General features: G+C 70.4%; 11 protein-coding genes. 7 read left to right on the forward strand and 4 right to left on the reverse strand.

From position 1 onward, the window contains the following. Positions 1 to 42: 42 nt before the first annotated feature. On the reverse strand, positions 43 to 1083 hold the full coding sequence (locus tag ACPT94_RS18550) for a LacI family DNA-binding transcriptional regulator (protein WP_425246313.1): 1041 nt from the start codon (positions 1081 to 1083) through the stop codon (positions 43 to 45). Positions 1084 to 1456: 373 nt separating this feature from the next. Between ACPT94_RS18550 and ACPT94_RS18555 the strand changes: the two genes are divergently transcribed. The 5 genes from ACPT94_RS18555 (at position 1457) to ACPT94_RS18575 (ending at position 9787) form a co-directional block, all read left to right on the forward strand. Next, positions 1457 to 2782, forward strand: a complete 1326-nt coding sequence (locus ACPT94_RS18555) for an ABC transporter substrate-binding protein (protein ID WP_360332919.1) — start codon at positions 1457 to 1459, stop codon at positions 2780 to 2782. Positions 2783 to 2849: 67 nt separating this feature from the next. Beyond that, positions 2850 to 3782, forward strand: a complete 933-nt coding sequence (locus ACPT94_RS18560; protein ID WP_425246314.1) for a carbohydrate ABC transporter permease — start codon at positions 2850 to 2852, stop codon at positions 3780 to 3782. Further along, the gene (locus tag ACPT94_RS18565; protein WP_360332925.1) at positions 3779 to 4606 is read left to right on the forward strand and encodes a carbohydrate ABC transporter permease; all 828 of its coding nucleotides are present in this window, start codon (positions 3779 to 3781) and stop codon (positions 4604 to 4606) included. Before ACPT94_RS18560 ends, ACPT94_RS18565 begins: the two co-directional genes overlap by 4 nt. Before the next feature lie 156 nt (positions 4607 to 4762). Further along, positions 4763 to 6193 (forward strand): RICIN domain-containing protein, encoded by a 1431-nt coding sequence (locus tag ACPT94_RS18570; protein ID WP_425246316.1) that lies wholly within the window; start codon positions 4763 to 4765, stop codon positions 6191 to 6193. A gap of 231 nt (positions 6194 to 6424) precedes the next feature. After that, positions 6425 to 9787, forward strand: coding sequence for an alpha-L-rhamnosidase-related protein (locus ACPT94_RS18575; RefSeq protein WP_425246317.1), 3363 nt, complete (start codon positions 6425 to 6427; stop codon positions 9785 to 9787). A gap of 68 nt (positions 9788 to 9855) precedes the next feature. Here ACPT94_RS18575 and ACPT94_RS18580 read toward each other — a convergent pair whose 3' ends face one another. Genes ACPT94_RS18580 through ACPT94_RS18590 form a run of 3 tightly spaced genes read right to left on the reverse strand, consistent with a single transcriptional unit; the run spans position 9856 to position 12547 of the window. Next, entirely contained in the window at positions 9856 to 10887 is a 1032-nt protein-coding gene (locus ACPT94_RS18580) for an NAD(P)/FAD-dependent oxidoreductase (protein WP_425246318.1), read from the reverse strand. Further along, positions 10884 to 11399: an isoprenylcysteine carboxyl methyltransferase family protein gene (locus tag ACPT94_RS18585; protein ID WP_360333390.1), complete on the reverse strand. Its 516-nt coding sequence runs from the start codon at positions 11397 to 11399 to the stop codon at positions 10884 to 10886. The genes ACPT94_RS18580 and ACPT94_RS18585 overlap by 4 nt, the downstream gene beginning before the upstream one ends. Positions 11400 to 11407: 8 nt before the next feature. Beyond that, positions 11408 to 12547, reverse strand: coding sequence for a type III polyketide synthase (locus ACPT94_RS18590; RefSeq protein WP_360332937.1), 1140 nt, complete (start codon positions 12545 to 12547; stop codon positions 11408 to 11410). A gap of 46 nt (positions 12548 to 12593) precedes the next feature. Between ACPT94_RS18590 and ACPT94_RS18595 the strand changes: the two genes are divergently transcribed. Together ACPT94_RS18595 and ACPT94_RS18600 are read left to right on the forward strand one after the other, a co-directional pair. Next, positions 12594 to 13454, forward strand: coding sequence for a UbiA family prenyltransferase (locus ACPT94_RS18595; protein WP_360332939.1), 861 nt, complete (start codon positions 12594 to 12596; stop codon positions 13452 to 13454). Continuing rightward, the gene (locus ACPT94_RS18600) at positions 13406 to 14317 is read left to right on the forward strand and encodes a RecQ family zinc-binding domain-containing protein (RefSeq protein WP_425246319.1); all 912 of its coding nucleotides are present in this window, start codon (positions 13406 to 13408) and stop codon (positions 14315 to 14317) included. Before ACPT94_RS18595 ends, ACPT94_RS18600 begins: the two co-directional genes overlap by 49 nt. Positions 14318 to 14664 lie beyond the last annotated feature (347 nt).

The following is a 14664-nucleotide window of genomic DNA, read 5'->3' on the forward strand; positions in this document are numbered from 1 at the left end:
GCAGCGCGGGAAATCCGAGGCGCACGAGCGGGGGAGGGCCGCTCAGACGCGTCGCGGCGCGGTGCTGCCGCGTGTCACCAGATGCGGTGTCGACGCCATGACGACAGCGCGGTCACGACGGTTCTCGATCCGCTCCAGCAGCAGCCGGGCCGCGGTCTCGCCCATCATGGCGCCCGCCTGGTCGACGCTTGTCAGGCTCACCGGCGCGAGGGCGGCGACGGAGGTGTTGTTGTATCCGGCGAGGGAGAGGTCCGCGGGGATGCGCAGGCCGAGTTCGGCGGCGGCGCGGAAGACCCCGGTCGCGGCGACGTCGGCGCCGGCGAAGATCGCGGTGGGCGGGCGACGGGAGGTGAGCAGTTCCATGGCGCCGCGGTAGCCGCCCTCGTCGGAGTAGCCGGAGTTCACCACCCGGGCCAGGTCCGCCAGGCCGTGCCGGGCCATCGCCGCGCGGTAGGCGGCCCGGACGTGGTGCTCGGGCCGCTGCTCCCACTGGCTGCCGCGCACCGTCGGATGCGAGATGTGGGCGATGTCCCGGTGCCCGAGGCCGACCAGGTGGTCCACGACCAGGTCGACTCCGACCCCGTCCTGGTTGACGACGCAGTCGTACGCCGGCGAGGGGTCGTGGTGGCCGATCACCACCGTCGGCACCTCGGCCCCGATCCGTACCACCTCGCTGCGGGGAACGGCCGGGGCGATCAGGATCAGACCGTCCATCCGCCGGTCCACCATGGCGTGGATCAGCTTGGTCTGGTCCGCCATCTCGGAGGAGCCGCTGGAGCCGATGAACAGCGCGTACTCGGTGTCCCGCAACCGTGCGTCCACCCCCTCCAGGAGGTCGGCGTAGAAGGCGTTGCGGATGCTCGCGAGCAGGACGCCGATCGTGTAGGTGCGGCCCCTCATGCCCCGGGCCGCGGCGTGCGGACGGTAGCCCAGTTCGGCCATGGCCGTCTGTACCCGCTCACGCATCGCGGGGCTCACCCCGTAGGCGTTGCGCAGCACCTTCGACACCGCGGAGGTGGACACGCCGGCGCTGCGCGCGACGTCCGTGATGGTGACCCTCTTCGAGCCGCCTGCCGGTTCCATGGGGGTCCCCACCTCCGTTTGTCATGCGCCGCTCTGCCCCGCTCGGCGTTTCCGGAACGTTACTCGCAGATGGCTTGACGGCTCCGGCCGTTTCGCTTCAACCTTTGGGGCATCCCTTCGTGGAACGTTACACGAAAGCGGATCGCATCACCGGGTCTCTCGGCGCGGCCGTGCCACGGCCGGGCCGCCCAGAATCCCAGAGGCGGTCGCTCCTGACCAGAGGGTCCAGAGGTGATGAGTCAATCGTTACGCCCTTCCCTCGTCGGCCTCGTGCTGCGTTCGGCTCAGCGCTCCGAAGCCTGCCGAAGACATTGCCCACAGGTCTCACCACAGCGTATTGAATCGATTCACCTCCGCTCGTGAAGGAACGTCCATGAGGTCAACCACTCTCGCGAAGAGGAAGGCGGCCGTCGCCGCGGCCGCTGTTCTGCCGCTTCTGCTCAGCGCGTGCAGCGCCGGCTCCCTCGGCTCGTCCAGCGGGGACGGCAGCGCCACAACGATCAAGTTGCTCGTCGACAACGCGCCGGACAACCTCCAGGCCGCCAAGCAGCTGGTGAAAGACTTCGAGGCCGAGAACCCGAAGATCAGGGTCGGCGTGGAGACGCGGCCCGGCGGGGCCGACGGCGACAACCTCATCAAGACGCGGCTGCAGACGGGCAGCATGGCCGACCTCTTCACCTACAACACCGGCTCGCTGTTCCAGCAGATCGACCCGACGAAGAACCTCACGCCGCTCACCCAGGACCCGTACGTCAAGAACCTCAGCAAGTCGTTCCTGCCGCAGGTCACCGTCGGCGGCCAGACGTACGGCGTGCCCTTCGGCTCGGCTCTCGGCGGCGGCGTGCTCTACAACAAGAAGGTCTACGCCGAGCTCGGCCTGAAGGTGCCCACGACCTGGGCGCAGTTCATCGACAACAGCAAGAAGATCAAGGCCGCCGGCATCGCCCCGGTCATCCAGACCTACCAGGACACCTGGACCTCCCAGCTCCTCGTCCTGGGCGACTTCCACAACGTGGCCGCCGCGGAACCGGGATTCGCGGAGAACTACACCGCCAACAAGGCGAAGTTCGCCACCGACGGGAACGCGGTCAAGGGCTTCGAGCACCTGGAGCAGATCCACGACCTGAAGTTGCAGAACTCCGATTACGCGTCGGCCACCCTGGTCAAGGGCCTGCAGATGCTGGCCACCGGCAAGGGCGCCCAGTACCCGATGCTCTCCACCGTCATCGGCGCGATCAGGACGAGCAACCCGGACCAGCTGGGCGACATCGGCTTCTTCGCCCTGCCCGGTGACGACGCCTCCACCAACGGCCTGACGGCGTGGTTCCCCAACGCGTTCTACGTCCCGAAGAGCACCACCGGGGACAAGCTCACGGCGGTCAGGAAGTTCCTCGCGTTCGCGGCGAGCCCGGCCGGCTGCGTGTCGCAGGGCAAGGCGTCGACGCCGACCGGCCCGTACCTGGTCGAGGGCTGCACCCTGCCGTCGGACGCTCCGACGATCACCAAGGACGTCGCTGCGTACTTCACGAAGAACGCGCAGAGCCCGGCCCTGGAGTTCCTCTCGCCGGTCAAGGGGCCGAACCTCGAGCAGATCTGTGTCCAGGTCGGATCCGGCATCACGGGAGCGAAGTCCGGTGCGGCGCAGTACGACCGGGACATCAGGAAGCAGGCTCAGCAGCTCGGGCTGTCGGGCTGGTAGGACACGGAACGCAGTGCCTCCCCGGCTCCGGCAGGGGCGCGGGGAGGCTCCCGAGAGAGGTCGACCCATGACCACACTTGCACCGGCCACGCCGCCGACGGCCACGCCGGCGAAGGAAGCGAGCGGAACGCGTCGGGCCGCCAGGACGCGCAGCGCCTATCCCGCCTGGTTCTATCTGCCGGCGGCGGTGATCTACGGAACGCTGTTCCTCGTCCCGACCTTCGCGTCGTTCTACTTCAGCCTGACCAGGTGGACCATCTTCAAGTCGACCTTCATCGGGCTGGACAACTTCACCGAGTTCTTCCAGGAACCCGCCCTCGTCAAGGGCTTCGTCAACACCTTCCTCTACGCGGTCGTCACCTCGGGGCTCAAGGTGGTCCTCGGACTCCTCCTGGGGATCCTGCTGACCAGCCAGATCCGGGCCCGCGGCTATCTGCGTTCGGTGGTGTTCTTCCCGGTGCTGGTCAGCACCGTGGGCGTCGGCATCACCTTCACCGCCTTCATGGACCCCTCCTACGGCGTGATCAACAAGGCCCTCGCCGCCGTCGGTGTCGACGGTCCGGGATGGCTGACGGACCCGTCGCTCGCGCTGTTCTCGGTGGCCCTCGTCGATGTCTGGAAGGGCGTCGGCCTGGCCACCGTCATCTACATCGCCGGCATCGTCTCCATCCCGAACGACTACTACGAGGCGGCGAAGATCGACGGGGCGGGCCCCTGGCAGCTGTTCCGCAATGTCATCCTTCCGCTGAGCTGGCCGGCAACGTCGACCGTCATCGTCCTGTCGCTCATCGGCGGCCTGCGGTCCTTCGACCTCATCTGGGCCATGACGCGCGGCGGGCCGGGCTTCAGCTCCGACGTGGTCGCGTCCGTGATCTACAAGCAGTACCAGGCCGGCTTCTACGGTCTGTCCACCGCCGGAAACGTCGTCCTGTTCCTGGTCGTGACGGCGATCGTCGTCCCGCTGGCCCGCTTCCTCGCCCGCAAGGAGGTCGAGCGATGAGGAGCTCCACCCGTACCTGGCTCGGCGCTCTGTCGATCGCCGTCAGCCTTGTCGTCTTCGTCGTCCCGTTCGCGTTCATCGTGCTGACGGCCGTGAAGGACCCGCAGCAGGCCGCGCGGCTCGACTTCTCCTGGCCACGTCACTTCCAGCTCGTCGACAACTTCGTCCAGGTGGTTCAGGCCCGGGACTACATTCTGGTCATCGCCTTCATCAACAGCGTGATCCTGACCGTCGCCAGTGTCGCCGGGCTCGTCGTCCTCGGCGCGATGGTCGCCTTCGTGCTGCAACGGCGAGTCACCCGCTGGACGGGACTGATCAACTTCCTGGTCCTGTCCGGGCTGATCATCCCGCCGGCGGTGGTGCCGACGATCTGGGTCCTGCAGAAGGCCGGCCTGTTCGGCACCCTCCCCGGACTGATCCTCGTGGAGATCGCGTTCGGCCTGTCCTTCTCCATCCTGCTGTTCCGCGCCTTCATCGCCACCATCCCGCGCGAGCTCGACGAAGCCGCCGTCATCGACGGGGCGTCACCGCTGCGGCTGTTCTTCCAGGTCGTCTTCCCGATGCTGCGGTCCGTGATCGTGACGGTGATCGTGGTGCAGTCGGTGGCCGTCTTCAACGACTTCACCAACCCGCTCTACTTCCTGCCCGGCGAACAGAACGCCACGGTCCAGCTGACGCTGTTCAACTTCCAGAGCCAGTACAGCACCAGCTACAACCTGCTCTTCATGGACATCCTGCTCATCACCGTCCCGCCGCTGATCATGTTCCTGTTCTTCAACCGGCAGATCGTGGCGGGCATGACGGCCGGAGCGGTCAAGGGCTGACAGAACCGCCGGGGCCCCGCGCGCACAGCAGGCCTTCGCGCCCGCCGGGGCCCGCGTGCAGGTCTTCGCGCCCGCCGGGGCACTGCCGATCGCTCGACGCCGCGCGGGGGACGACTCGTGCCCCGCCCCATCCACAGCGACACGAAGGAGTCTCGCATGGACGTCCACACCACCCCGGGGCCGCGTCCCGGCACACGCGCAGGACACGGCCGCCCCGCACTCGCGGCGGTCCTGGTCGCCTTCCTGACCCTTCTCGGCCTGGTCACCGCCTCTCCCGCCCAGGCTCTCAGCGGTGACCTGCGCATGCACGACCCGAGCGTCATCAAGGTGGGCAGCTGCTACTACGGCTTCTCCACCGGGTTCGAGCACGACTCCCTCAACCCCAGCGGATCCATCACCCTCCGCAAGACGTGCGGCGGCACCGCGGCATCCGGCTGGACGAAGGTGGGCAACGTCTGGGAGTCGACCCCGTCCTGGATCACCAGCAAGCTCGGCTCGACCCCGCCGAACATCTGGGCCCCCGACATCAAGTACTTCAACGGCACCTACCACCTGTACTACGCCGGTTCGCTGTGGGGCACGCGGTACGCGGTGATGGGTCTGGCCACCGCCACGAACATCGAGGGCCCCTGGACCGACCAGGGCATGGTCACGGACGTCAACTACCCGATCGACCCCAACGTCGACTGGGGCCCCGACGGCCGGCTCTACATCTCCTGGGGCTCCTGGACCGGCTCCGGCACCTACATGCACGTTCTGGACCAGTCCACCGGCAAGCTGTCCACCACCGACAACAACCTCTGGCACATCGCCGTCGGCATCGAGAACCCGACGATCATCCTCAACGGCGGCTACTACTACCTCTTCGGCTCCAAGGGCACCTGCTGCAGCGGGGTCAACAGCACCTACTACACCGTGGTCGGCCGGTCCACCGGCATCACCGGACCCTACCTCGACCAGAACGGCACCGACATGGCCTCCGGCGGCGGGACCACCGTCCTCACCGGCGCCTACCCCAAGGTGGCCGCCGGCGGCGCCGACGCCTACGACGACGGCACGTCCAAGTTCCTCGCCTACCACTACTACGACGGCGACAACTCCGGACAGGAGACCCTCGACATCCGGCAGGTGACGTTCGCGGGCGGCTGGCCGGTCATCGCCAGTCCCCTCGGCGCCGCGAACAACCACCTGCTGAACCGGAACAGCGCCAAGTGCGCGGACGTCTGGTCCCTCAGCACGGCGGACGGGGCAGCGGTCAACTCCGGCAACTGCAACTCCGGAGCCAACCAGCGGTGGGTGCCCACCGCCGTCGGCTCCAACTACCGGCTCGTCAACGTCAACAGCGGCAAATGCCTGCAGATCTCCGGCGCCTCCTCCGCCGACGGAGCGGTGGCCGTCCAGTCGACCTGCACCGGCGCCTCCCACCAGCTGTGGACGAGGACCGCGGTGATCGGCGGCTACGTCACCTTCACCAACGTCAACAGCGGCAAGTGCCTCGAAGTCGCCGGAGCGTCGACCGCCAACGGCGCGGCCCTGGACCAGTCGACCTGCACCTCCGGCGCCAACCAGCAGTGGATGGTCGTCTGACGCGCCAAGCCACACCCCCCGACCGGCGGGGCTCCGGGCGGGCCGGAGGAGCACCCGGGCCTGCCCGGCCGGCCGCCGTGACACCCGCGCGATCCCGACGTCCCCATCGCACCACCAGGCCAAGCCATCCCCCCCCAGCCGCCATTTGAAGAGATTCCTTCCGTCGCAGTGCCGGCTCACGCCGGGATCCGCCGCTGCGACAGTCCGTCCCTCAACAACAGGAGAGCCGCCATGCCCGACCTCACGCGTCGGTCCGCCCTGCGCTCGGCCATAGCAGTGGCCCTCGCCCCCACTCTGGGTTCCCTGGCCCTTCCCGGACTCGCACCCGCGGCGTCCGCCGCGGTCACGTGGACCGCGAGGTGGATCTGGGCGCCGACCAGCACCACCAGTCAGTGGGTGGCGTTCCGCAGATCGTTCACTCTGGGCTCCGCGCCGTCCAAGGCGGTGACGCAGATCGCGGCGGACTCCAAGTACTGGCTGTGGGTCAACGGCACGCTCGTCGTCTTCGACGGCCAGCTCAAGCGCGGTCCCAACCGCACGGACACCTACTACGACGAGATCGACCTCGCCCCCTACCTGACCAGCGGCACCAACACGGTGGCGCTGCTGGTCTGGTACTTCGGCAAGCAGGGCTTCTCCCACAACAGCAGCGGCAAGGGCGGCCTGCTGTTCCAGTCCGACATCCAGGCCGGCTCCACCACCACCCGACTCGTCAGCGACGCCGGCTGGAAGCACACCGTCCACCCGGGCTACGCGAACAACACCAGCGGCACGCAGGTCAACTTCCGGCTGCCCGAGTCCAACGTCTACTACGACGCCCGCAACGCCACCGCCATGGCCGGCTGGCAGTCCTCCGGCTTCGACGACAGCTCCTGGAGCGCGCCCACCGACTTCGGCGCCGCCGGTGCCGCCCCCTGGAACGGCCTGGTGCAGCGGCCGATCCCGCAGTTCCGGTACTCCGGCCTGAAGCCCTACGTCAACGCGGCCTCACTCCCGTCCACGGGCCAGGGCGCCACCGCCGTCTCCGCTGTCCTGCCGTCCAACCTCCAGATCACCCCGTACCTGAAGGTGGACGCCCCGGCCGGTGCGGTGATCGGCATCCAGACCGACCACTACGACGACGGCGCCAACCTGACCGGGATCGAGCCCGGTACCGGCTACAACATGCGCGCCACCTACGTCTGCGCCGCCGGGGTCCAGGAGTTCGAGGCGCCGGCCTGGATGAGCGGCACGGCGGTGAAGTACACGATTCCGGCGGGCGTGACGATCCTGGAGCTGAAGTACCGGGAGTCCGGCTACGACACCGACTTCGCCGGGTCGTTCAGCAGCAGCGACGCCTTCTTCGACACGCTGTGGGGCAAGGCCGCTCGCACCATGTACGTCAACATGCGGGACAACTACATGGACTGCCCCACCCGCGAGCGCGCCCAGTGGTGGGGGGACGTGGTCAACCAGCTCAAGGAGGGCTTCTACACCTTCGACGCCCGCTCCCACGCGCTCGGCGCGAAGGCCATCTCCCAGCTGGCGTCCTGGCAGAAGGCCGGCGGTGCGCTCTACTCGCCGGTCCCGACGACCATCTGGACCAGCGAACTGCCCACACAGATGCTCGCCTCGGTGTGGTCGTTCTGGACGTACTACCTCTACACCGGCAACGCCGACGCCGTCACCGCCGCCTACCCGGCGGTGAAGACGTACCTGAACCTGTGGAGCCTGGACGCCGACGGCCTGGTCACCCACCGCGCGGGGGACTGGGACTGGGAGGACTGGGGCTCCAACATCGACGCCCGCGTCCTCGACAACTGCTGGTACCACCTGGCCCTCGACACCGCCGCCAAGCTCGCCGACCTCAGCGGCAACACCGGCGACGTCGCCGGATGGAAGGCCAGGCGCGACAGCATCCAGGCCAACTTCGACCGCGTGCTGTGGAACTCGTCGAGGAACGAGTACCGCTCACCCGGCTACACCCGCGACACCGACGACCGGGCCAATGCCCTCGCCGTCGTGGCCGGTCTGGCCCCCGCCTCCCGCCACCGCGCGGTGACCGAGGTGCTGCGCACCCACCTCAACGCCAGCCCCTACATGGAGTTCTACGTCCTGGAGGCGCTCTACCTCATGGGCGCGGCCACCGTCGCCGAGGAGCGGATGCGCAACCGGTACGCCGCCCAGGTCGCCGACCCCGCCTGCTACACCCTGTGGGAGCTGTGGACCAAGGCCGACGGCACCGACAACCATGCCTGGAACGGCGGCCCGCTCTACGCCCTGTCCGCCTACGCCGCCGGTGTGCGCCCCACCAAGCCCGGCTGGGAGACGTACGACGTCATCCCGCAGACCGGCACGCTCACGAAGATCAGTACGGTGACGCCGACCGTCAGGGGCGACATCCGCCTGGGCGTCGACCGCGACGGTGACAGGGTCACCCTGACCCTCACCTCCCCGAGCGCAACGACCGCGCGGGTGGGTGTCCCGACGTACCGCGGCTCCTCACCGGTCATCAAGGCGGGCGGCACCACCGTCTACTCGGGCGGCGCCTCCACCGGCAGCGTCAGCGGTCTGACGTACGCGAGCAGGGACTCCTCGTACGTCTACTTCACCGTGCAGCCGGGCACCTGGACCCTCACCGCCACCGGCACGGGGCGTCTCGACAACCTCGCCCTGGGCCGGCCGGTCACCAGCAACAACAGCCTGGAGAACAGCAACTGGGGCAGGTCCCGGCTCACCGACGGTGTCCTGACCGGCGTGACCGGCGCCAAGGGCTACACCAGCAACGACTTCCCCTCCGCCGACGTCGGCGCCAACCCCGTCTGGGTGGAGATCGACCTCGGCGCCGACACCGACCTCGACACAGTACGGCTCTTCCCCCGCACCGACACCCCGGCGGCCGGGGGCGGCACGGCGGGCTTCCCCGTCGACTTCAGCATTCAGGTCCGGGCCGACGGGGCCGGCTCCTACACCACCGTCCGCACGGTCACCGGCGAGCCCAACCCGAGCGGGCTGGTGCAGACGTACGGCTTCAGGACCACCACCGCGCGCTACGTGCGCCTGCAGGCCACCAGACTCGGCACCCCGGCCTCCGACGAACCCGCCAAGTACCGCCTCCAGTTGGCCGAGCTCACCGTCCCCACCGCTGCGACCACCGTCACCGGCAACTACACCCTGGAGAACAGCGACTGGGGCAAGACGCGGGTACTGGACGGCACACTCACCAGCGTGACCGGCGCCAAGGGTTTCACCAGCATCGACTTCCCCTCCGCCGACGTCAGCGCCACGCCCGTGTGGATCGAGGTCGACCTCGGCGCCGACCGGGCGATCGCCTCCGTCACCCTCCACCCGCGCACCGATACGGGCGGAGCCGGCGGCGGCACGGCGGGCTTCCCCGTCGACTTCAGCCTCCAGGTCCGGGCCGACGGGGCCGCCTCCTACACCACCGTCCGCACCGTCACCGGCCAGACCAACCCGGCGGGAGCTGCCCAGACCTACCCCCTCGCCTCCGCCACGGGCCGCTACCTGCGCCTGAAGGCCACCCGACTCGGCACACCCGCCTCCGACGAGAGCAGCAAGTACCGCCTCCAACTCGCCGAGATCCGCGTCAAGTAGCACGGCAGAACCACAGTGGCCCGCCCCGCACCCACGCCGTGCCGGGGCGGGCCGGCCCGCGTGGCGTTTCAGGCCAGTGCGTTCACCGCTGCCACGAAGAGGCGCGGCAGACGCGCCGCCGTGGGCATGATGAGCGAGGCGAGCGCGGGTCGCTGCCGGGCCCTCACCAGAAGCTCCGTCAAGATCCGGTGGCGGCGGGTCACGCGGTTCCAGTCGGTCTCGTAGCGGTCCGGTGTGCCTCGGCGGATGTTGTCGACCAGCGCTTCGGCACCGGTGAGGGCGAGGGAGATCCCCTCGCCGGTCAGAGCGTCGATGTATCCGGCGGCGTCACCGACGAACAGCACCCGCCCATGGGAGCGGGTGCGGGCCCGCTGGCGCAGTGGACCCGCTCCGCGCACGGCGGTGGCGGCCGCTTCCCGGGGCAGACGCGCCGCCAGCTCGGGAAAGGCGGCCAGCTGGGTGTCGAAGGGGGCCCGCCGGGCCGTCAGCAGCGCGACGCCGACGAGCGCGGGGCCGAGTGGGGTGACGTACGCCTCCCCGTGCGGTCCCCAGTACACCTCGACGTAGGACGACCACGGAGGCACCGCGTAGTGACGGCGCAGCCCGTATCTGGGTTCCCCGCCGGCCTTCACCTCCAGGCCGAGCGAACGGCGCACCGGCGAGTGCAGGCCGTCCGCGGCGACCAGCCACCGGGCGCGCATGCCGGCACCCGGCACGGTCACCCCCGTGGCGTCCTGCCGTACCTCCCCGACCCGGAGGGGCAGTACGGGCACTCCCGCGTCGACGACGGCCCGGTGCAGGGCGCCGTGCAGTCCGGTGCGGCGCGCACCGAGGCCGGGGCCGCACCGGAACTCCGCCTGGGCCCGGCGGGGTCCCTGGACGTAGCGGATGCCGGTGATCGGCCGGCCGGGGACCGCCAGGCCGAGTGCGGTGAGGGCACGGACGGCACCGGGCATCAGGCCCTCGCCGCACGCCTTGTCGACGGGTGCCGGGCGGGGCTCCGCCACGACGACGTCGAGACCGGCGCGCACGGCGTGCAGAGCGGTCGCCAGGCCGGCGGGGCCACCTCCGGCGATCAGCAGGTCGGGTGCGCCGCTCATACGGGTACCGCCTGGGCGAGGGCCGCGTTCTCACAGCGGATTCGGACGGTGAGCAGCACCGCGTCGGCCGCGGTGAACACCGCCGCGGTCACCCACGCGGAGTGCACCAGCGGCAGGGCGGCGATCTCCACCACGACGGCCACGTAGTTGGGGTGGCGCAGGAACCGGTAGGGCCCAGTGCGCACCAGACGTGCCCCGGGGACGACGATGACCCGGGTGTTCCAGTACGGCCCGAGCGTGGTGATGCACCACCAGCGCAGCGCCTGGGCGAGTGCCACGAGGACGAGCATGGGCCATCCCAGGGCGGGCAGGAACGGCCGGTGGGCGAGCACGGGTTCGAGGAGACAGCACACGAGCAGGCCCGTGTGCAGCGCGACCATGACCGGGTAGTGACCGCGGCCGTGCTCCACACCGGCGCGGGCGAGGGTCCAGGACGCGTTGCGCCGGGCCACGAGCAGTTCGGCGACGCGTTCGGCGGCGACGGCCAGGAGGAGAAGTGCGTACCAGGACATGAGGTCGCTCACCAGCGCAACAGGACGAGTTCGGAGCAGAAGCCGGGACCCATCGCCAGAAGCAGGCCCCAGCTGCCGGGCAAGGGCCGAAGGGATTCCCGGGCGCTCTGCAGGATGTGCAGTACGGAAACGGAGGACATGTTCCCCACGGCCGCGAGTGAGCGCCACGCGGTGTCCAGGGCCTCTGCGGGCAGTCCGAGGGCGTCGGTGACCGCGGAGAGCACCTTGGGCCCACCCGGATGGCACATCCACGTGCCGATGTCCTCGGTGGTGAGGCCGTGGTCGGCCAGGAACGCGCGCAGGTGCGGGCCGAAGTGGTTCCGTACGACGCCGGGGATGCCGGCCCCGATCACGACGCGGAACCCGGTGGCGCCGATGTTCCATCCCAGCATTCCTTCCGTGTCCGGGAACAGGTGGCTGCGCGTGGCGACCACCACGGGCCCGGTGGCATCCGCCCCGGCGGTACCGCTGTTCCGGGCGACGACCGCCGCCGCACCGTCACCGAACAGGGCGCCGGCGACGAGGTTGGCCTGCGAGTCGTCACGCTGCTGGAGGGTCAGCGAGCAGAGTTCGACGGTGAGCAGCACGGCCGTTTCACCGGGGTGCCCGCGCAGGTAGTCGTGCAGCCGGGCCAGACCGGCCGCGCCTCCCACGCAGCCCAGGCCGAACACCGGAACCCTCTTGACGTCGGACCGCAGGCCCACGCGCCCGGCCAGCCGGGCGTCGAGCGACGGGGCGGCGATGCCGGTGATGGAGGTGCACATCAGCAGATCGACGTCGGCCGGTTCGAGTCCCGCGTCCTTCAGCGCGCCGGTGAGGGCTTCTTCGCCCAGATCGAGTCCGGCCGCGATCCAGGCGTCGTTGGCCTGCCCGAAGTCGCCCAGAGCGGCGTACCGTTCGATCGGCAGGGCGAGATGACGGGTGCTTACACCAGCGGACGCGTGCAGGCGGCGCAGCACCGTGCGGTCGGCTCCCGGAGCCAGGCACAGATCGCCGATCGGCTCGGTCAGATCGGCCTGGGTGTAGCGGTGCGGCGGCAGCGCGGTGTGGACCGCTGTGATCGTGGTGGTCCCCGTGGGGAGTGCGGACGCCCGGCACGGCGTGGTGGGCGGGGCGTGCGCGTCGTCGACGTTCACGGGGACACGCATGTCGATAGAGCCCTCCCTGTCTGTTTTGTCCATTTATCTTGCCTTTGTGTCTCTACACCCGGTCGACGTCCTCCCGTCCACGACACACCGTGTCCCGCTGCTGTTGCGCTCCTGCCACCTGGAGCCGGCGGTCGCCGTGACCCTGTTGGTGACCGCGCTGGCCGTCGCGGCGGGCCGCGGGGCGGCCGGTTCGGCGGCGGTCGCGGCGGCCGTGCTGACTGGCCAGCTCTCGGTGGGCTGGTGCAACGACGCGGTCGACGCCCGGCGCGACACGGCCTGCGGACGCCGGGACAAGCCGGTGGCCACCGGTGAACTCCCGCAGCGGACCGTGGCTGTCGCGGCCGGTACGGCTCTGGGATTGTGTGCGGCGCTGTCGCTGCTGAGCGGCGCCGCCGCGGGAGCGGCGCATCTGGCCATGGTGGCCACGGGCTGGACCTACAACCTCGTGTTCAAGCACACTGCGCTCTCCCCGCTGCCCTACGCCGTGGCCTTCGGCTCGCTGCCGGCGTTCGTCACCCTCGGCCTGCCGTCGCCGTCCTGGCCCGCCTGGTGGGCAGTGGCGGCAGGGGCGTTGCTCGGTGTGGGAGCGCACCTGGTCAACGTGCTTCCGGACATCGAGGACGATCTCGCGACCGGCGTGCGCGGGCTGCCGCAGCGGCTGGGCCGCGGAACCTGCCGGTGGCTGGCCCCGTTCGTCATGGTGGCGGCCGTTGCCGTGCTCATCACCGGGCCGCCCGGACCCGTGGGGGACTGGGGCTGGGTACTGGCGGCAGCGGCCGGCGGCGTCGCGGTCGCGGCCACGGCCGCGCCGGCGGACGTCCGGAGCCGGTGGCCGTTCCGCGCGGCGATCGTCGTGGCGTGCATGGCTGTGGCACAACTCCTCCTACGGGGCTCGGACATGGCCTGAGCCCGGCCCAGGCCCACGACGCCTTCCTGTCCGGCGCGGCGGATGTCGTGGTGGCGACCTCGGCATTCGGCATGGGAATCGACAAGGAGGACGTACGGTTCGTCCTCCACGCCTCGCTGCCGGGATCCCTGGACGCCTACTACCAGGAGATCGGCCGCTGCGGCAGGGACGGGCGCCCGGCCCTCGCCGTACTGCTCTACCGGCCCGAGGACACCGGCATGCAGACCTACTTCGCCGGCCGCACCCCACGCCGCGACGCCCTGTCCGACGTGGCCGACGCCGTCCACGACCACCGCGGTGACCCCGTCGGCCTGGACGAGCTGCGCCAGGACACGGGTCTGTCCAGGAACCGGGTCACCGCGGCGGTGAACCTGCTGGAGGAGGCCGACGCCGTGGTCACGGGGGAGGAAGGCGAGGTACGACCGGCCCCCGGCGTGTCTCCCGGGCGGGCGGCCGAGCGGGCCGAACAGACCGCGCAGGCGCATCGCCGGACCGACCGGACGCGGGTCGAGATGGCCCGGGCGTATGCCGAGACGACCGGCTGCAGACGGCACTTCCTGCTCGGTTACTTCGGCGAGGACCTGGAAGCGCCGTGCGGCAACTGTGACACCTGCGACGAGGACCGCCCCGAGAGCGGGCACGGCGACCGGCCCGCCCACCCCGCGGCGGCCTCCTATCCCCTCGGGACCGAGGTACGGCACGAGCGATGGGGCGAGGGCACCGTGCTGAGCGAGGACCAGGACCGCATCACGGTGCTGTTCGACCAGGCCGGTTACCGCACGCTGGCCCTGGAGGCCGTGGCCGGGCGCGTCGACCTGCTCACGGTGGTGCGCAGACCGGGCGAGGACGGGCCGGGCACGTGACGCGTGGCCGTTTCCGGTGTTCCGCCCCAGGGAACCCGGCGAAGACCCGATCCCGATGGGAGGGACGGACATGACCGGCCAGAAGGATCAGCGCGGGGACCGCTACGACCGGGCGCGCAGCCCCGACGAGCCCGGGGCGCACTCGGGCGCGGAGAGCCGGCCGCAGGAGCGATCCGTGCCGGGGACGGCGAGCGCCAAGGAGGGCTACCAGCCGGAGCAGGGCACGACGGCGGGCAAGCCCTTGGAGGGCGTCGAAACCGAGGAGCGCTCCCGGAAGGACCCGGACGCCGAGGACGGCGGGGAAGCCACCGGTCGCCAGGGCTGCGACCGCATGGTCCACCGGGCCG

Source organism: Streptomyces aurantiaciflavus, assembly GCF_049808595.1.
Lineage (GTDB): Bacteria > Actinomycetota > Actinomycetes > Streptomycetales > Streptomycetaceae > Streptomyces.